Source organism: Shewanella sp. FeAMO (assembly GCF_053653955.1).
Genome location: NZ_CM132201.1, coordinates 859,390 through 876,947 on the forward strand (window position 1 = coordinate 859,390; position 17,558 = coordinate 876,947).

A 17,558-nucleotide genomic window follows, 5' to 3' on the forward strand; every position below is an offset into this window, starting at 1 on the left:
GGATGCAAATTATCACTGCTTGCCTGCTCATGGTGTGTTCTGCAATGTCAGCGCAAGCCTATGAAGATGAAGGCCAAAAGATAGCGGCATCACTTTTACTTGAGTCCCGCATGCCAGCGGCCGGAACCGAAACCACCTTGGCAATACGTATGTCTCCCCAGGCGGGCTGGCATGGCTACTGGTTAAACCCTGGGGACGCCGGGTTCCCGCTGCAGCTGCAATGGCACCTGCCTGAAGGGGTAACGGTTGGCGAGCTGCAATATCCCGCTCCCGAGCAGTTGCTGGCAAGTGACCTGATGAATTACATCTATCACGGCGACTATGCCTTATTGGCACCATTGGTTATTGCTGATGATATTGCGGCGGGCACACCTATCACCCTCACCGTGGATATTCGCTATCTGGTGTGCAGTCCCAAGTTGTGCGTGCCCGAGCAGCAGCGATTACAAACCCGGTTCATAGTAGGGGAAAAGGGAGCGCCCAAGAAATATCTTGAGACCTTTAATACATGGCGACGGTTGATACCAAGGCCTGCCGCGGCGTCGGCAGATTTTACTGTTCACAAGGATCAGTTTGTATTGTCGCTGCCGTTACCTGAATCTATCACTCTGGCCAAGGAGCCGCACTTTTACCCTGAAGTGAACGGGGTGCTATCCAACACGGCATCACAATCCTTTGTTCGAAAGGGCGATCGCCTCTTTATGCAAACCGTTGCCACTGAGGGCAATGTCAGCGACTTTTACGGGGTGCTTTCCTTGAATGAGACGCTGGCAATCAGAATCAAGGCTGTCCGGCAACCGGAGGGCGACTTGGTGTTTCCAACCCAGGTGAGTTTGCCGCCCGAGCAACCCGGCAATTTGCTTGTCACCTCTCTGATTGCCGTACTCGGGGCGGTACTGGGCGGATTCTTGCTGAATTTGATGCCCTGCGTATTTCCCATTCTGAGTTTGAAAGTGCTGAGTCTTGCCAATTTGAGTGATGAGCGTGTGGCCAGAACCGGGGCTGTGGCTTACACCCTTGGTGCTGTGCTGGCGTGCCTTCTCCTCGGTGCCTTCATCTTAATGTTGCGGGAGTTTGGCCATCAAGTGGGCTGGGCGTTTCAATTGCAGCGACCGGAAATCATAGTAGCGCTTATTCTGTTGATGATGGCCATAGGGCTGAATTTGGCCGGTTTGTTTGAACTGGGTACCCTGAGTTCGGGGGGGCGGTTGCAGCATAAGCCAGGGGCGGTGGGAGATTTCTGGACCGGAGTGCTGGCTGCATTCGTGGCAACCCCTTGTACCGGGCCCTTTATGGCCACCGCGCTGGGTGCCGCCCTGGTGTTGCCGACGAGCATAGGGTTGATGGTGTTTGCCGGATTGGGGTTGGGCATGGCTTTGCCCTTTTTACTGGTGGGGTTTATTCCGGCATTGCGTCAACGTATGCCCAGACCCGGTGCCTGGATGGTGACGGCAAAACGTTTTTTTGCTGTGCCCATGTTCTTAACGGCTCTGGGATTGGTTTGGGTATTGATGCAACAGTCTGACAGCCAATATGTGTTTACTGCGTTGCTGTTGGTGTTGTTACTGAGTTTGGGACTATGGCTTACTGGATTGTTCCAACAGGCCGGGCGTCAAAACCCTTGGTGGCCACTGGTTTTGGTGTTAGTCATTAGCGGTGGCTCCCTGACAACAGTTGCTCCCGGAAGTGGCACCAAGGCAACTGTCACAGATGCAGAGAGCACCATGGCGTTCGATGAAGAAACTCTCTCGGCCTTGGTAAAAGATCAGGATGTCTTTGTCTATTTCAGTGCCGACTGGTGTTTAACCTGTAAAGTGAATGAGAAGACAGCCATTGAGCGGCAGGAAACCCAAGCGGCTTTTTCCCGTGCCAATACGGCGGTGATGTTGGGGGACTGGACAAATGGTGACCCAGAGATCACTGGCTTTCTGGCCAAACATCAACGCTCTGGTGTGCCATTATATCTTTGGTATCAAAGAGGGAACCTGCAGCCGCAAGTATTGCCGCAAGTGTTAACTTCCTCAATGCTGATTGAAAAAGCCGCAGGAAGGGCAACAAATTTGTGACGGTAAGTCATAGCCGTCTGCCTCTTGGCAAAGTCGCCAGCTCAAACATAAGCGCCGAGCTGGCGATAACTCGAATACCCTGACTGAGATAGAACGAATCCGGGGCTTCAGTATGGCTTGCTGAGCCACTAGGCAAGCTTCAGTCGGCAACTTGAGATAACCGCTTAATCAGCTTCCAGAATGTCGTTATCGTAAAGAGCACTGGCTTGCTTCAGGGCGTCAATATCATTTGCGCAAAGATATTTTTTAAGGTGATTGAACTTGTCTTCGGGCCAGTCATAAATCTTTAGAGCCAGAAGTTCTTCAATAATGGCTTTATCAAAGCGATATTTCACCGTTTTGGCAGGCGAGCCAGCCACAAAGCTGTACGGCTCAACGTCGTGAGTGACAACACTGTTTGCGGCAACAATGGCACCTTCGCCAATGGTGACCCCAGGCATGATCATGGATCTCATGCCCAGCCATACCCCATCATGAATATGCGTATCACCTTTGCCGACATAGGCATCTTCGATAAAGTCCATAAATGGGTATAAGCAAAACCAATCGGCTCTATGAGTGCTGTTTCCACCCATCAAGATAACCACTTCCGGGGCGATGCAAACATAGTCACCGATATGGAGTTTATCGATTGTCCATGCCAACTCCCAATCGCGGCTGATCTCATCCCCTTGAAGATATCGTACGACGGATTGTTCAAAGCCCGAGTCCCAGCAGTCACTGTAATAACTGTGTTTACCCTTGATAGTGATGTTGGGGTTGGTGACCGCTTCATGCAGTAAGGTCACTTTTGACCAATGTTTGTTACTCATAATAGATACTCTGGAATTCTGTTTAACTGAATGAAAGCCCGCTGATTTCAAATCTCCATTTACCTTGGAGTTACATTTGTATCTAACAAGCCATATATTTTTTAATGTCGATTCTGGATTTGTAATAACAATATTTATTCAATGGTTAATACTGTCTTATGTTGAATTTAATGGCGTATCTTTGGCTTTTTGTTGCATGCGCAAGCAAATGCCAGCTTGGAAATTAATAATTTTTACGCTTCATAGCCGCCGGCATGAGATACGAACCTTCTCTGTGTGGAAATATTAAAATGCTCATCATTCCTGTGCTGCTGCAAGTATTTTATAGGCAGCCTCAACCCGTGCGCTAATGGGATAACTCTTATTTGCCAACATCACTATGGCCAGCTTTTTGGCCGGAATAAAAGCTACATAAGCACCAAAACCGCCGGTGGAGCCGGTTTTGTTTATCCAGACTTCCCCCGTTTTTTCAACGATATCGTCGCTGGCCTTCACTTTTGTTGGTTGCGATGCCATTTCTCTTGAGTTTCCTTCAAGTAATTTACTCAAGGTCAGTGGATATTCGTATATCTCCCAGCCCAATGCCTGGGTGAAGCTGGCTGTATCATAATAGCCCTTGTGAGTCTCTTTGATGGCTGCAGCTATTTGAGGTGACAAAGGCTTGAGTCCCATGTTGGCCTCGAGGTAATGCAGCATATCGACACTGGTGGATTTGACGCCATAAGCCTCGGCATCGAGCATGCCTGGAGACACTCGTACGGGCTCATTTTTTGCATTATAACCAAAGGCATATTGCGCCACTCTGTTATCGGGTACCTTGACGAAGGTGTTGTTCATTGCCAACTGAGGCAAGACAGTTTGCTCCATCAACTCAGAAAACTCACGTTTCATGCTCAGCGCAGCAAGATAGCCATACAAACCTATGCTGGGGTTTGAATACAGTCTATGAGTTCCGGCGGCAAATTCAGGTTGCCAGGCCTTGTAGTAAGCCAGCATCCCATCATTGGTGGTGACTTCATTGGGAAACTGCAGCGGCAACCCTCCCGCTGTATAAGTGGCGAGATTGATAAGTTTGGTATTACCAATCGGAGTCCCTTCCCATACTTTCACATACTTGGCTGCATTATCTTCCAGGCTAAATGCTCCAAGGTTTTGTGCATAGCTACCCAATATGGCGGTAAAGGTTTTGCTGATAGAGCCCAATTCAAATAAGGTGTGCTGAGATACCTTAATGCCGGCATTCACATCGGCCATGCCATAGTGATAAAAATGCTGTTCTCCACCAATACTAATGGCGATAGCCATGCCGGGGATATGGTACTTTTCCATCAACATATCGGCTTGTTGGTCTACTTCATCCGTTATCGACTGGATATTTGCAGCAGGTGTTTCTGCCATAGCAAAATGAACGGAGAATCCGAGTACCATAGCCAGAAGTTTTGTCACTCTATTTATCATTTTATTTCCTTTCTAATCAGTGGTCGTTGAAACTATGTGGATAGCTTAATTTTCTTTTAAATACTATATAAGCTTCGTTAGGAAAGGTGCAAACAAGTCCCATGCGTGCTCTGCGTCGCTTTACAGCAATTGGCTTTCTGTGTTATCCGGCTTTGATAGGCCCCGGCATGCCTTCAGTCAAATACCTTGAGCGCCAATTGCTGTATAAGCTAGAGTTCCAAGAGGACTTACTTGAGCCTTCCTTGGATGGATGCTCTATATTGTTATCACGTTACTATGCTGTAACCAGTGGTTTCATGATAAAAAATGTAATAATAAATGGTGTAATCATGCATACCCAGAACATTCTATTGGCAAGTTTTTCACCTTTATGTGCTGTCATTACAACTCTTAGTCCTAAAAGTAAATGTACTAACAATGCAAATACACCCAGACCATAGTGAACAACCAGTCGAACATTCCATGGATCTTTTAACAATCCTGGGGCATAAACCAGCCAATCCCAATTCGTATCTACAGACGCAAAGCTTCTGCCTAAGCCAATAACGGCTGTAATGTGTGAAGTAAAGAACACCATCACTAACAGGCCGGTAGCCAGCTGTATGGTTCTATAGCCGTCACTGGCCTTATCAGCATGTTTGGATAATAGAATAAGGCCTGACACGATTTGGAATAAGAAGGTACCTATCAGAAGTACTTCAACCAGCGGCTCTCGATAGTACAGTCTAAGGGTTTCCATCACTTGAATATGAGTTGTTCCGCCCCAGTTTGCAGCAAGATGATTGGTAAGGTGAGCGGCAATAAAAACAACGAGTATCAGAGAGCTTATGCCATGTGCAACTCTTAAGCTTGCTGGAACTGTCTTAACTGCGGATAAGTCTCTGGTGTCAGATTTTAGGAATATAAATGCCGCAATGGCCCAAAAAGTGTAATAGACAAATAATTCCGCCATCATCCCCATTCCAAGCATGTATAGGATGACCCCGATAAGGGTGAACAGGGATGGGACAATGACACCAAGAAGGACAAAGTGGCGATGTGATCTTTCGGTATCGTCAGCCGCGGGTGTTTGTCTCAGGCGGATGGAAAGATACATTGCATAAATAGGAGTACCAAACGCCATGGCTAGCGCTAGTAATGATACGCTTTTATTGAGTTCTCCGACGTTACCTAGATAAAATCCTTTAAGAAACCAAGGGTAAAGGAAAATGAGTAATATGAGTGTGTATATAGGAAGTGGAAGTGAACGCATATATTCTCCAGTGAATTGGTGTAGATGTTGTTCTCTTTAAGTTTATCTAAACTGGGATGTATAGCACTCAAAAACTCTAATGCTATGAGATTGTACTGCTTTAAATTTCTTGAGAGAAGTGAATTCCTTTTGGGAGAAAATCATTTCTAAAATAAAATCGTTGAGCAAGCGCATTCCCCATTCCAGTATCTAATACTAGATGAGCACATGACATGGATTGAGCTTCTTCACGCAAAAAACTGATAATCTTTTCTCCCAGACCTAAGTTACGAGCATCACTCGACACGATTAGATCGTCGACATATAAAAACCTACCATAAAGGAGGTTTTCCAAATAGCGATATCCAGCTAGGCCAACAATATCTTCATTTTTATATGCTGCGAGCAAATGGTAACTTGACTCACGTTGATGTAATATCTGCAAACCAAATGTCTCAGCATCAATCAAATGGGAACGAAGCTGTTTCATTATGATGAAACAACTCTTTATTTCTTCTAAACTTTCCATGTGCTTAAATGATAAGCTATCCATATCTACTCCTTATAATTATGAAAAATAAGCCGTACCCATACTTTTATATAGGATTGATAGAATTTAACATAAAGAAGAAGTTTGAGTGACGATGATTGTAATCAAATTCAACTTCTTGACATTCTCATAGTTATCTTTAGATCAGGAAATCTCCTATAACAAAATGCTACTATAATGCTTTTTTAGATGTGAACGAATTTCTTCAGTTATATAATCCATCTTTTTAGCTAGTGCATCTGCTTTCCTGGCAGAACCTTCGAGTATGAAAACGTAGACATCATTTAAACCAATTACAGAAAAAATTTCTCTTAGATAAGGAGTAAAGAAGTCAGGTTGATATGCTTGATCTCCTTTAAAGTAACCTCCAGCAGAAGCAATAATGTAAACTGGCTTACTCTTTAAGGTTCCTATCTTACGTTCTTTTGATACTTCAAATGTCCGTCCAACTCTTACAACATGATCTATCCAACATTTTAATCCAGACGGTAACGAAAAGTTATGTATAGGAGAAGTCACTATTACTATATCAGCCAATGTCAAGGAGGATATAAGGCTATTAGAAAGAGCTAAGCTTCCTTTTAATTCATCAGTCACGAGTCCTTGTGAGCAGAGAGCCATTGCATAATCAATATCAATTGGTGGTAGAGAGGTTACATCCAATTCATCAATAATCGATGAAGCACAAAAAACTTCATTTATCAGCTGTTCAGCGATTAGATAAGAGCTAGCAAGCCGCTGCCTAGGGCTAGCATTAATTAATAAAATTCTCATTGCGTTTACGTCTAACACTATTAGTGTAGACATAATAGCTAGCTATGTGCTCTAATCAAAGGACCATATTTCACTATAAAATATAGTCCAAGATATGAAAAGCGGAACTAAGCAGTTTGCATATGAACAAGTTTATCAGCGCATAAAAGAAGCGATCTTAACAGGGACATTAAGTTCGGGAGATAGAATTCCATCAAGTCGAGCTTTAGCTGTTGATATGGGTGTTTCGAGGGGGACGGTTGAGGAAGGGTACTCACGGCTAAAATCCGAAGGATACATTGAATCCAATGGAAAATCTGGTACAAAAGTCAGTGCAAATTTGCATACTATAGATGTAGAAGTCCATCAATACTCCCCCCTTCAATCTCTATCTCAAAGTAAGTTTGATTGCGAAATCCCGTTCAAGCTAGGTATTCCCGCCATGGATTGCTTCCCTCGCAAAGTATGGTCTAAAACTATAGCAAAATGTGCAAGAGAGACCAAGGTTATTGATCTTTATCAAAAAAATCCTCAGGGAATATTGGATCTAAGAATAGCTATTGCTAGATATTTGCAGATGTCAAAAGGTATCCAGTGTAAACCTCATCAAATATTTATAACTACAGGTTATATAAATTCTATAAATTGGATAGTGCAAGCTCTATTAAGGAATAACTCGAAGGTTGTCATTGAGGACCCAGGGTATCCGTTAACAAGAAAATTGTTGAGAAGTAACGGGTTGGTTCCCAAACCAACAGAGCTTGATATGGAAGGGTTAATCATCCCTCCCGATGGGAGTTTTTCTGCTGTAATTGTAACACCTGCACATCAGAGTCCAACATGCATTGCCTTGTCATTGCGGCGTCGAAAGGACTTGTTAAAGTGGGCCACAAGAAATGAAGCATGGATTATTGAGGATGATTATGATGGAGACTTTTGTAATGGACAACATAATAATCCTGCACTGAAAAGCCTTGATGTCAATAATAGGGTTATTTATATGGGGACGTTTAGCAAGGTCCTTTGTCCCAGTTTGAGGCTGGCATATTTTGTTGTGCCTGAATATAAAGTGGAAACTTTTCTCAATATTGCTGATTTGCATTCAAATAATGTATCTGAATTTACACAGAGAGCAGTAACATTGTTTATGATTGAAGGACATTTTTACCGTCATATTCAGCGTATGAAGGAGGTGTATAGAGTGCGCAGGATGTTTACTTTAAAAGTTTTAAAGTCCATTTTGAACGAAGTGAGTGTTATTCACCCGGATGGTGGTATGAACATTACATTATTGTTAAGTTTAAATAAGTGTACAGATGTAGAACTATCAAAGTATCTCTTAAAAAAAGGTCTTCATGTTGAACCGTTATCTTCATGGTCAACAAGTGAAAAGAAACAAGGGATTATAATTAGCTATGCCAATATTGAGAATGAAGATGAATGTAATAAGCTTGTTGTGAAAATAAAGGATGTCCTTCAGGCTTTATGACTTTGTATTGTTAAGGGTGTCATTTGCGACTTGCATTGACACATCTTGTTGAAAAGTAAAATTATCCTTTTTGATAAAGCTGTCTAATATTTAATAAAAGTAAGATGGATAACTTACATTCTGCATACTAATAGTCCCATCATCAAATACAAAACTGTGCAGTTATGTGATGCATCTTCGAATAAATGACTTCATATGCGCCAGATTAAGTCGCAATAGCTTAATCCCATAATGAGCGTCAATATGATGAATAAAGTTGTTGGTATTTATTTTTCCAAAAAAACGTATTCCAGCTCTACGCATTACTTGCAGATAACTGCGTCGATTGGAATTGTAAAATCTTTCGACGTAAGTTGCTGGGCAAAGTAAGACAGTTTGGCTGATACCTATAGTTGCATTACTCATCGGCTGTTGGATGCTTTACGACTACTTCAATCAGCTCGGCAGTGAGATCAAGCTACACCTCAAGACCGCCGAAGGCATAGAGGTGGGCAAAACCTTTATCAAGTCGCGTAATGTCAATGTCGGCGTGATTGAGAGCATTAAATTGAGCGATGATTACAGCGCGATTATTGCAACGGCAAGAGTGTCTCCGGACGCCGAGAGAATGCTAACCACAGACGCCCGCTTCTGGGTGGTGAAGCCCAGAATCGGCAAAGAGGGGATCACAGGACTGGATACCTTGCTGTCCGGTGCCTACATAGAGTTGGAGCCGGGAAGAACGGCCGTCGGCCACTATGAATTCAATGTGCTGGAGCATCCTCCGGTGGCCTCGGCCGATGAACAGGGCATTAGGGTAGTGCTCAATAGCCGCCAGGCGGGCAAGCTCGGTGTCGGCGACCCTGTACTCTACGAAGGCTTCACTGTCGGCAGAGTGGAAAGCACCGGCTTTGATACCGATAAACGCCAGGCGTTTTACCAGTTGTTTATCAATAAACCCTATGATGAGTTGGTACGCAGCAACAGCCAATTTTGGCTGGCCTCGGGGCTGAATATGCAGCTGTCTGCCAAGGGGCTGGATCTGCAGGTGGGTTCCCTGGAGTCATTGCTCAGAGGAGGCGTCAGCTTTGGCCTGCCGGAGGGGCGTTTGGCCGGGGAAAAGGTTGAGGATGGTGAGGACCATTTCCGTCTCTATGACTCGCGGGAGTTGGCCAGTCAGAGCCTCTACAGCCAGTATTTGGAATATGTCATGTTGTTTGATGAGTCGGTGCGGGGGCTGCATGAAGGCGCCGGCGTCGAATTCCGCGGTATTACCATAGGCAAGGTGGTCAAGGCACCGCTGACGTTACAGCAGTATGGTGTTCATGGCGCAGGCCTGAGCAACGGCACTATCCCGGTATTGGTCAGAATTGAGCTGGCGCGGGTATTTGAAAACGCCGAGTCGGCGGGGCTTGAGCAGCTGCGCGCAGAAATAGACAGAGACTTGGGGGCTGGCCTGAGAGCGAGTCTCAAGACCGGGAGTCTGTTAACCGGCGCGCTGTTCATCGACTTGGATCTGTATCCGGATGCCGAGCCATACCAGGCCGGGACTTTTATGGAGTATCCACTGTTTCCCACCAAGCGTGCCGGAGTGGCCGAAATACAAAAACAGGTGGGGCAACTGATCAGCAAATTAAATAACTTACCACTGGAGAGCACTTTCCAGGGCGTCAACCATACCCTGGAAAACACCAGTGCCGCCTTGGCGCAATGGGACAAGGTGGGGCAAAAATTGGAGCAGTTGCTTAAACAACAGGAGATGCAGGCGTTACCGGGTGAGCTGCAAAACACGCTGCGGGAATTTCAAGGGATGGCGCAGGACTATGGCCAGGACTCGGCCATGTACGCCGAATTGCAATCCAGCCTGAAACAGCTCAGGGCTGTGATGCGGGAGTTGCAGCCCTTGTCACGGCAACTGAATGAAAAACCCAACCTCTTGATCATGGGGGCAGATACTGCCGCCGATCCGACACCGAAAAAGGCCGATTGATATGCGAATTATCCTGTTTTCTCTACTGCTGGTATTGGCCGGCTGCTCCAGCCAACCCCAGGTAACCACTTACTTCTTGGGTAAAGCGCCGCAGGCAACTCCTGAAGCGAGAGCGACATCCCCTCTGCGCCAGTGCCAATGGCGCCTCGTTGGGGTGGAAATGGCCGACTTTCTGGCGGGCAATGGTTTGGTTTATCAGGTTTCAAACCATGAATTGGCTATCGCCCGTCAGCATCTGTGGGCCGGTGATATCACTGAGCAGATAAAGGTCAAGATGGCGTCTTTGTTGGCCAATGAATGCCCACGTGAGGCCTGGGTCAATATACCAGCGCAGCAGCCGTTAACCCTGACTTTAAGTTTCAACGAGTTTCACGGACGATACAGCGGCGATGCCTTGATTGGGGGCCATTGGCGCATCAGTAAGTCTTCCGGCGAACAAGTGTTGCAGGCCGACTTTCATTATGACGTGCCCCTTGCTTCAGACGGATACCCGGCGCTGGTTGAGAGTCTCTCCCTGGGGCTTGAAAAGCTGGCGCGGGATATTGATGCCGGGATTGCGAGTCTGAATCTCACTAGCGAACAGAATTTGGCTTCCTATCGCTAAGGTTTCGCCTAATTTAGCCACTGCTGCGGCTGCATCATGCGGTCACAGCAGTGTGCTTCTTTTAGAGAGTCTACTGCAATGGGAGTGGCGTCAGAACTTGGCTCTGAATCCCACTGCGGCGCTTCTTCCCGGTAATGGTGCCAGGTAACGCAGGAAACTATTGTGTGGGCGGGCATCTTCATCAGTGAGGTTATCCAAGCGGATAAACCACTCGCTGTCGAGGCCAAACAGGTTTTGCTCTATTCCCAGGTAAGCCCCCAACAGGCCATAGCTGCGGGAAGGATTTTCCAGATAAGCCACCTTGTCCTGCTTGTCGTAGTGGATATAGTTGATGCTGGCGCGCAGATCGCCATATTGCCAGCGCAGTTCCGCCCCTTGGCGGGAGGCGGGCATTCTCGGCATGCTGCTGCCCTCCATGGTACGGCGCCAGTATTCCTTCTCTTCTCCGGGGCGGGGTTCTCGCGGATTTTGGAAATCAAAGGGGTTATAACTGCCATCGTAGCGGTATACAGGTTGGTTTTTGACCCTGTCTATGAAGGCGCTCAGTTCTATGTCGCCAAAGCGTTGCCAGGGCAAACGATAGCTGACTTCAGCCTCCATACCTTCGTTATCTGTATCGGCCTGACGCCATTCTCTGACGTAAACACCACCGCGACTGACACCTGTGTTCCCCAGATAGATGAAGTCCTGATATTTGTTTTGATACCAACTGGCACTGGCGCTGAAGCCGCCATAGCTGAAGCCGGTACTGAGACTCAAAGAGTCGCTCTGCTCGGCCTTGAGGTCGCTGTTGCCTTGCTCTTCTATGAGTAAGGCAAAATGGGGATTACTGGCGTAAAGCTCATTCACCGCGGGAGCCCGCTCTGCATGGACAAAGGTGGTGCGTAACCACCAGAGGGAGGAAATATCCCAACGCAGGGTGGCGGAATAGTTTTTCAGATGAAAATCACGGGCCTTGATATTGGCTCCCGCGCCTCTCCCCGGCTGGTAATCTCCCAATTCGGGTTGATAGTCGACTTTTTCCAAGCGGCCACCGAGTTGCACACTGACAGGCCCCAGCAGAATGTCCTGCAGCAAAAAAGCGGCCTGGCGCTTGGTGTCTATTTCCGGCAGGTAATTGTCCACACCCGAGCCTTGGTGCTGGCTTTGTTCCCATTGCAGCCCCAGCGCTCCGGGAAGACGTGGATGGAGTTGGTAGCTCAGCTTGGGGTTGAGTTGCCAGTTATTGAGTTCAAAGCCGTTGACGTCCAGAGCTGACATCTGCTCGTCATCCTCCTGTTTGGAGTAGACCGTGGCGAGATTGAAGTCCTGCAACCATGTCTGGTCGCTGAATCTGTATTGGTAGAGGCCGTCGAATCTTAGTTGTTTGCTGTGAATGCGAATATCGCCGGTTTGCTCCAGCGTGTCTGTGGCCCTTGAGCCAAGATGCATGAATCCGGGAATGCCGCGATTACTCTCTGTATATCCCACAGAGGCACCCAGCAGGCTGTTGTCACCCAGCAAGCTGGCCCCCAGACTGCCGCTGGTCATATAGAGGCTGCTGTTGTCGACGCGACCAAAGCTGTCTATGGAGCGGTCGCGTATCTGTTGCCGCTCAACAGGGGTTGCATCAACCCAACGACTGCCGTTCCACTCCCAATCGGGCTGACTGCGTACGATCTGGCACTGATCCGCCAAGCGTGAGTCGCCCACAATCTGGCTCCAATCCTTGCAATCGCGGTCTTTACTGAAGCCGGGGATATGATAATCACTGCGTTCCCTGTGCAGTAAGTTCAAGTTAAATACCAGGCGTTCATTGCCGCCCTGAAGTCGGCTCATCAGGCTCTGATCGGCATTGTAGCCGGTTTGCAGCTCCAGCTTTCCTTGGATGGGGCTAGTGGCTTGCTCTAATGGAATACGACCATCCTGAAGCTCTACCAGGCCGGCTATCGCCTCTCCACCGTAGAGAATGGTGGCCGCTGGTCCCTTGATGACACTAATGCTGTCGGCAAGAAAGGGTTCCACCGGGATCAGTTGATCATCGCTTATTGAGGACATGTCTCTTACCCCCAGGCCATTGAGGCCTATCAGAACCCGCTGGCCGCCAAGACCGCGGATTTGAGGGCGACCGGCTGAAGTGCCAAAAAAGCTGCTGTTGAGTCCGGGTTGTAATTTCAGAGTATCTCCCAGCGTGGCGGCTTTCTGTTCCTCAAGCTTAGGCCCCTCCATAACCAGTTTATCGGCATCAAGGCGGTAGCTGAGTGAAGTTTCAGGACGTTGACCACTGACTTGCAGGTGTTCTATCTGCTCAGCTGCGACCGGCAGGACGCCGCCAAGCAAGAGCAAAGGAATTGAGTATTTCATTGGTTTATTTTGTAATGTTATAACGTTTCATTATTTTGTTGTTGTCATGACTTTGGAGCAAGTTCATTTACTTTTGTTTGTTTTTTGTTTTGATTGTTTTATTTTTGATCTTTTATGCGGCTGTGCAGGGGATAGGCGTGCGCCAGCCAACATAGACATTGAAGTCACAGTCGAGGGAAGGGCCGTGGCAATAGACAAGCCCAAAACAATCGCTTGATGCAGTGAAGCCAGATAGGCTTTCTCTCCCGGCTTGGACGACCGCTAGCCATTGCAGGTACAATGCTATGAGCCGGGAGCCAGAGCTTAAAGCACAGGGATTCGAAACATAGGGACTCGAAGCATAGAGACTCGAAGCATAGAGTCCGAGCCGAAGCAGACCACTTACATTGGCAACAGACATGGCCAAAACGCTCAGCCCAGATCATTCAATTAAACTCAAACGCCACTATGAATCAAAATGAACAGCTCCAAGCACAACTCCAGCAGTCGCAAGCCCGTTGCCAGGCCAATGGCGGCCGGTTGACGGCAAAGCGCAGCCAGGTGTTGAGTGTACTGCTGATGAGCGATACGCCGCTGTCTGCCTATGAGATAGCCGATAGGGTCAAGAGTGAGTTTCACCAGCAACTTCCCATAGTGTCTGTCTATCGCATGCTGGAGTTTCTCGCTGAGCAGCAACTGGTACATAAGCTACTGACGCTTAATAAGTTTGTTAGCTGCGGTGCCCTCGACTGCCAATGTCATAGTCAGGCACAGTTTCTCATCTGCCAAGAGTGTCATCAGGTGGAGGAAGTGCTGCTGGAGCCCGGGATCAGTAAAGCGCTGCAACAGAGTGCCGATGCCAATCAGTTCAGCCTGGCATCGCCTCAGCTTGAGCTGCTGGGGTGCTGCAAACAATGCAGCCATAAGAGCTGAGTTGCCTGACCTGAAGTGAAAAAGCGGCAAAAATGAAAACACAGTTTGCGAAAAGAAAAGCCTGCAATTGATGCAGGCTTTTTATCATTCTTAAACCACCGCCTTTGGCGGTGTTGATGGTTTCGGTTTAAGGTTTCATCGCCCAGGCGCGGAACGACTTGCCTTTGAGCTTGCGCTCACTCAGTAATTTGACCGCGGTATTGGCACACTCGCTGCGCACCGCCACATAAGACCAGATATCCTGAATTTGTATCTTGCCCACATCGGCGCCGGTCAGGCGGTTGTCGGCTGTGATGGCGCCGAGAATATCCCCCGGGCGCAGCTTATGCTTCTTGCCGCCTTCAATGCGGATGCAGCGCATTGCTGCTCTTATCGGCGCAGAGGAGAAACTGCCGGGCTGTGGCAGTTCGCTCATGGTTTGCGGGCCGAAGATATCCTCCAGCAGCGCCATTCGCATGCCATCTTTTGGGCCTACCAGGCTGACAGCCTGGCCCGAGGCACCGGCGCGGCCGGTACGACCGACCCTGTGCACATGCACTTCGGGATCGAACGCCAGTTGATAGTTGATCACCAGATCCAGGGCTTCGATATCCAGCCCCCTGGCGGCAACATCTGTGGCCACCAACACCACCACGCTCTTGAGGGCAAACTGCACCAGCGCCTGATCGCGCTCACGCTGATCCAGATCGCCATGGAGTGCACGCACGCTGAAGCCCTGCTGCTCCAGGCTGTCGGCCAGCTCCTGGGTTTCTTTTTTGGTATTGCAAAATACCACGGCACTCTCCGGCCTGTGGGCCAGTAGCAATGCTTCCACCGCTTGCAGCCTGGAGGCGGTGTCCGTCACTTCGATAAACTGCTGCGCTATGCTGAGTTGATCATGTTGCTGCTCCAACTTAATGCTTAGCGGCTTATCCATCATGGCGCGGGCCAGTTCGGCAATCGGCTCCGGGAAGGTGGCGCTGAACAGTAAACTCTGGCGCTTGTCCGGCATATAGGCGCTTATCTGCTCCAGCGCATCGGCAAAGCCCATCTCCAGCATGCGGTCAGCTTCATCCAACACAAGTTGCTGCAATTCGCCCAGATCCAGACGCCCCTTCTGCAGGTGGTCCAGTACTCGCCCCGGGGTGCCAACTATAATGTGCGCGCCATGTTCCAGCGAGCCTATCTGTGGCCCCACAGGCACACCACCACACAGGGTCAGGATCTTGATGTTGTGAATGCCGCGGGCAAAACGGCGCAGCTCCTTGGCCACTTGATCGGCCAGCTCCCGGGTAGGGCAGAGCACCAGGGACTGCACCCGAAAACGTTTCACATTGAGTCGATTCAATAGCCCAAGACCGAAGGCCGCCGTTTTGCCCGAGCCGGTTTTCGCCTGAGCCAACACGTCGCGGCCCTCAATAATGGCCGGTAGGCTGGCGGCTTGAACCTGGGTCATGGCAGTGAAACCAAGATCGTTCAGGGTGGCCAGCAGGGCGGGTTTCAACGGCAGGCTGGAAAAGGGTAAATCACTCAAGCTGTGTCCTATGGGCTCGCAAATGGAGCAAAAATGGTAAAGGGGCATTGTAACAGGCGGGGATGGTTTTTAGGCAGACTAATCTAGCAGCATTGAAAAAGCCCACTCGAGTGGGCTTTCAATCTCAGGCTTGATTGAGCTTAGCGCTCATTTCTTTGCCGGGAGCCGCGCGTTTGTGAGTCGCGTTGCTGTGATGTTCGGCCCTGGTTATTGCGCTGCTGACCTGAGCCGCTATTGCCCTTACCGGCGCCTTGCGGCTTACTCTCCTGGGAGCGACCGCCCTGAGGCTTGGCGTTTGCGGGCTTACGTCTGGCACTTGAACCCTCGGTCTTGGCGCCCTGGGCCGGACGACGATGGCGGTTTTCAGCATTGGCCGGCTTGTTGCCATTACCTTTGTCCAGGTTGCCGCTGCGCTGGCCATCCTGATGTCCCTCTTTGGGCTTTTTCGGCTTCTTGGGCTTTTTCGGGCCTATCTTGTTCGGGTTGAGTCGCGATTCCGGCAAGGCTTCCTGAGGTTCGAAGCCATTGACGATTTCACGCTCGATAGTCTTGCCGATCAGCTGCTCTATGTCTTTGAGCTGCTTGAATTCTTCCGCACTTACCAGAGACACTGCCTGACCACTGGCACCGGCGCGGCCGGTACGGCCGATGCGGTGCACATAGTCTTCGGCCACATTGGGCAGATCGAAGTTAACCACTTGTGGCAATTGATCTATATCCAGGCCGCGGGCGGCAATATCTGTGGCAACCAATACCTTGACCTTGCCACTCTTGAAATCGGCCAGTGCCTTGGTTCTGGCACCCTGGCTCTTGTTGCCGTGGATGGCGGCCGCGCCAATTCCTTTGCCATCCAGGTGCTTGGCCAGACGGTTGGCACCGTGTTTGGTGCGGGTAAACACCAGTACCTGTTGCCACTTGTACTCTTTGATAAGCGAGGTCAGCAGCGCCGATTTCTTTGACTTGTCTACCGGGTGCAACTTCTGGCTCACCCGCTCGGCGGTGCTATTGGCCGGAGCCACTGAGATCTCGGCGGGATCGTGCACCAAGCCCTTTGCCAGGCGGCGAATGTCGTCAGAGAAGGTGGCACTGAACATCAGGTTTTGTCGCTTGGCCGGCAGCAAAGCCAGAATTTTTTTGATGTCGTGAATAAAGCCCATATCCAGCATGCGGTCGGCTTCGTCCAGCACCAGCACTTCCAACTGGCCGAACTTGACGGCATTTTGTTGGTACAGATCCAACAGGCGTCCAGGTGTGGCCACCAGGATATCGACCCCTTTTCTCAAGGTCTGCATCTGTGGGTTAATGGAAACACCGCCAAAGACCACTGAGCTACGCAGATCCAGATGCTTGCCATAGAGACTGACGCTTTCGGCCACCTGAGCGGCCAGCTCACGGGTGGGGGTCAGCACCAAAGCGCGGATATGGTTGCCCCGCGGACGAATGCCACCATTGAGACGCTCCAGCAAAGGCAAGGTGAAGCCGGCGGTTTTGCCTGTCCCTGTCTGGGCGGCAGCCATCACATCCCGGCCCTGCAATACTGCGGGAATGGCCTGGGCTTGAATGGGGGATGGAGTGGAGTAACCTTGTTCGGCGACAGCGTTCAAAATCGGGGCCGACAGGCCCAGGGAGGCAAAACTCATGCAATCTTCTCAATTGACAGCGCGGAGCTGAGATATGGGAGCCGCAGTGCACAGCGTTGCGGCGAAGGCGGCAAGCTTACAGCATTTGCGGCTAAAGTGCTAATTGCAGCCAACTTGAACCCTTTTATTTTACGCTTGTCTTAACTTTTACTGTTGCAAAGCAGCCGCTTAACCTATCTTGGAAAAGCAAGAGCCAAATTCAGGCCTCGACTCGGTGA

The 17,558-nt window shown here is 49.1% G+C and carries 13 protein-coding genes; 5 read left to right on the forward strand and 8 right to left on the reverse strand.

Annotated features, from left to right (window positions below):
- Positions 1–44 precede the first annotated feature (44 nt).
- A complete protein-coding gene (locus ACWAU4_RS03890; RefSeq protein ID WP_243756821.1) occupies positions 45–2,066 on the forward strand; it encodes a protein-disulfide reductase DsbD family protein in 2,022 nt (673 codons plus the stop codon).
- Between the two features lie 164 nt (positions 2,067–2,230).
- Here ACWAU4_RS03890 and ACWAU4_RS03895 read toward each other — a convergent pair whose 3' ends face one another.
- From ACWAU4_RS03895 to ACWAU4_RS03915, 5 genes are all read right to left on the reverse strand, one after another.
- The gene (locus ACWAU4_RS03895) at positions 2,231–2,878 is read right to left on the reverse strand and encodes a CatB-related O-acetyltransferase (RefSeq protein ID WP_071237134.1); all 648 of its coding nucleotides are present in this window, start codon (positions 2,876–2,878) and stop codon (positions 2,231–2,233) included.
- 297 nt (positions 2,879–3,175) lie between these two features.
- Positions 3,176–4,336: a class C beta-lactamase gene (gene ampC, locus ACWAU4_RS03900; protein WP_208125521.1), complete on the reverse strand. Its 1,161-nt coding sequence runs from the start codon at positions 4,334–4,336 to the stop codon at positions 3,176–3,178.
- A gap of 274 nt (positions 4,337–4,610) precedes the next feature.
- Complete coding sequence (locus tag ACWAU4_RS03905; RefSeq protein ID WP_101059233.1) at positions 4,611–5,588, reverse strand: hypothetical protein; 978 nt, start codon at positions 5,586–5,588, stop codon at positions 4,611–4,613.
- A 100-nt stretch (positions 5,589–5,688) separates the two neighbouring features.
- On the reverse strand, positions 5,689–6,120 hold the full coding sequence (locus ACWAU4_RS03910; RefSeq protein ID WP_101059232.1) for a GNAT family N-acetyltransferase: 432 nt from the start codon (positions 6,118–6,120) through the stop codon (positions 5,689–5,691).
- A 153-nt stretch (positions 6,121–6,273) separates the two neighbouring features.
- Positions 6,274–6,891 carry an FMN-dependent NADH-azoreductase gene (locus ACWAU4_RS03915; protein ID WP_208125522.1) on the reverse strand — a complete coding sequence of 206 codons (618 nt, stop codon included), beginning with the start codon at positions 6,889–6,891 and terminating at the stop codon, positions 6,274–6,276.
- A gap of 94 nt (positions 6,892–6,985) precedes the next feature.
- On the opposite strand from ACWAU4_RS03915, the gene pdxR reads away from it, so the two are divergent.
- From pdxR to ACWAU4_RS03930, 3 genes are all read left to right on the forward strand, one after another.
- A complete protein-coding gene (gene pdxR, locus ACWAU4_RS03920; protein ID WP_208125523.1) occupies positions 6,986–8,359 on the forward strand; it encodes a MocR-like pyridoxine biosynthesis transcription factor PdxR in 1,374 nt (457 codons plus the stop codon).
- Positions 8,360–8,738: 379 nt separating this feature from the next.
- Positions 8,739–10,328: an intermembrane transport protein PqiB gene (gene pqiB, locus ACWAU4_RS03925; RefSeq protein ID WP_167716178.1), complete on the forward strand. Its 1,590-nt coding sequence runs from the start codon at positions 8,739–8,741 to the stop codon at positions 10,326–10,328.
- A 1-nt stretch (position 10,329) separates the two neighbouring features.
- The gene (locus tag ACWAU4_RS03930; RefSeq protein ID WP_071237759.1) at positions 10,330–10,932 is read left to right on the forward strand and encodes a PqiC family protein; all 603 of its coding nucleotides are present in this window, start codon (positions 10,330–10,332) and stop codon (positions 10,930–10,932) included.
- A gap of 90 nt (positions 10,933–11,022) precedes the next feature.
- Here the strand turns inward: ACWAU4_RS03930 and ACWAU4_RS03935 are convergent, their stop codons facing one another.
- Positions 11,023–13,275 carry a TonB-dependent receptor gene (locus ACWAU4_RS03935; protein WP_208125524.1) on the reverse strand — a complete coding sequence of 751 codons (2,253 nt, stop codon included), beginning with the start codon at positions 13,273–13,275 and terminating at the stop codon, positions 11,023–11,025.
- Between the two features lie 447 nt (positions 13,276–13,722).
- On the opposite strand from ACWAU4_RS03935, the gene ACWAU4_RS03940 reads away from it, so the two are divergent.
- Complete coding sequence (locus ACWAU4_RS03940; protein WP_045283125.1) at positions 13,723–14,187, forward strand: Fur family transcriptional regulator; 465 nt, start codon at positions 13,723–13,725, stop codon at positions 14,185–14,187.
- Positions 14,188–14,314: 127 nt separating this feature from the next.
- Here the strand turns inward: ACWAU4_RS03940 and dbpA are convergent, their stop codons facing one another.
- Both dbpA and ACWAU4_RS03950 read right to left on the reverse strand, forming a co-directional pair.
- A complete protein-coding gene (gene dbpA / locus ACWAU4_RS03945; protein ID WP_107005555.1) occupies positions 14,315–15,748 on the reverse strand; it encodes an ATP-dependent RNA helicase DbpA in 1,434 nt (477 codons plus the stop codon).
- Positions 15,749–15,840: 92 nt separating this feature from the next.
- Positions 15,841–17,340 (reverse strand): DEAD/DEAH box helicase, encoded by a 1,500-nt coding sequence (locus ACWAU4_RS03950; RefSeq protein WP_107005556.1) that lies wholly within the window; start codon positions 17,338–17,340, stop codon positions 15,841–15,843.
- Between the last annotated feature and the right edge of the window lie 218 nt (positions 17,341–17,558).

What these genes read in the sequence shown, in the direction of transcription:
- ACWAU4_RS03940 (WP_045283125.1), top strand. Translation starts at nt 13,723, where the DNA reads ATGAATCAAAATGAACAGCTCCAAGCACAACTCCAGCAGTCGCAAGCC.
- ampC (WP_208125521.1), bottom strand. Translation starts at nt 4,336, where the DNA reads ATGATAAATAGAGTGACAAAACTTCTGGCTATGGTACTCGGATTCTCC.
- ACWAU4_RS03935 (WP_208125524.1), bottom strand. Translation starts at nt 13,275, where the DNA reads ATGAAATACTCAATTCCTTTGCTCTTGCTTGGCGGCGTCCTGCCGGTC.
- ACWAU4_RS03910 (WP_101059232.1), bottom strand. Translation starts at nt 6,120, where the DNA reads ATGGATAGCTTATCATTTAAGCACATGGAAAGTTTAGAAGAAATAAAG.
- dbpA (WP_107005555.1), bottom strand. Translation starts at nt 15,748, where the DNA reads ATGCCCCTTTACCATTTTTGCTCCATTTGCGAGCCCATAGGACACAGC.
- ACWAU4_RS03890 (WP_243756821.1), top strand. Translation starts at nt 45, where the DNA reads ATGTCAGCGCAAGCCTATGAAGATGAAGGCCAAAAGATAGCGGCATCA.
- ACWAU4_RS03905 (WP_101059233.1), bottom strand. Translation starts at nt 5,588, where the DNA reads ATGCGTTCACTTCCACTTCCTATATACACACTCATATTACTCATTTTC.
- ACWAU4_RS03950 (WP_107005556.1), bottom strand. Translation starts at nt 17,340, where the DNA reads ATGAGTTTTGCCTCCCTGGGCCTGTCGGCCCCGATTTTGAACGCTGTC.
- ACWAU4_RS03930 (WP_071237759.1), top strand. Translation starts at nt 10,330, where the DNA reads ATGCGAATTATCCTGTTTTCTCTACTGCTGGTATTGGCCGGCTGCTCC.
- pdxR (WP_208125523.1), top strand. Translation starts at nt 6,986, where the DNA reads ATGAAAAGCGGAACTAAGCAGTTTGCATATGAACAAGTTTATCAGCGC.
- ACWAU4_RS03915 (WP_208125522.1), bottom strand. Translation starts at nt 6,891, where the DNA reads ATGAGAATTTTATTAATTAATGCTAGCCCTAGGCAGCGGCTTGCTAGC.
- ACWAU4_RS03895 (WP_071237134.1), bottom strand. Translation starts at nt 2,878, where the DNA reads ATGAGTAACAAACATTGGTCAAAAGTGACCTTACTGCATGAAGCGGTC.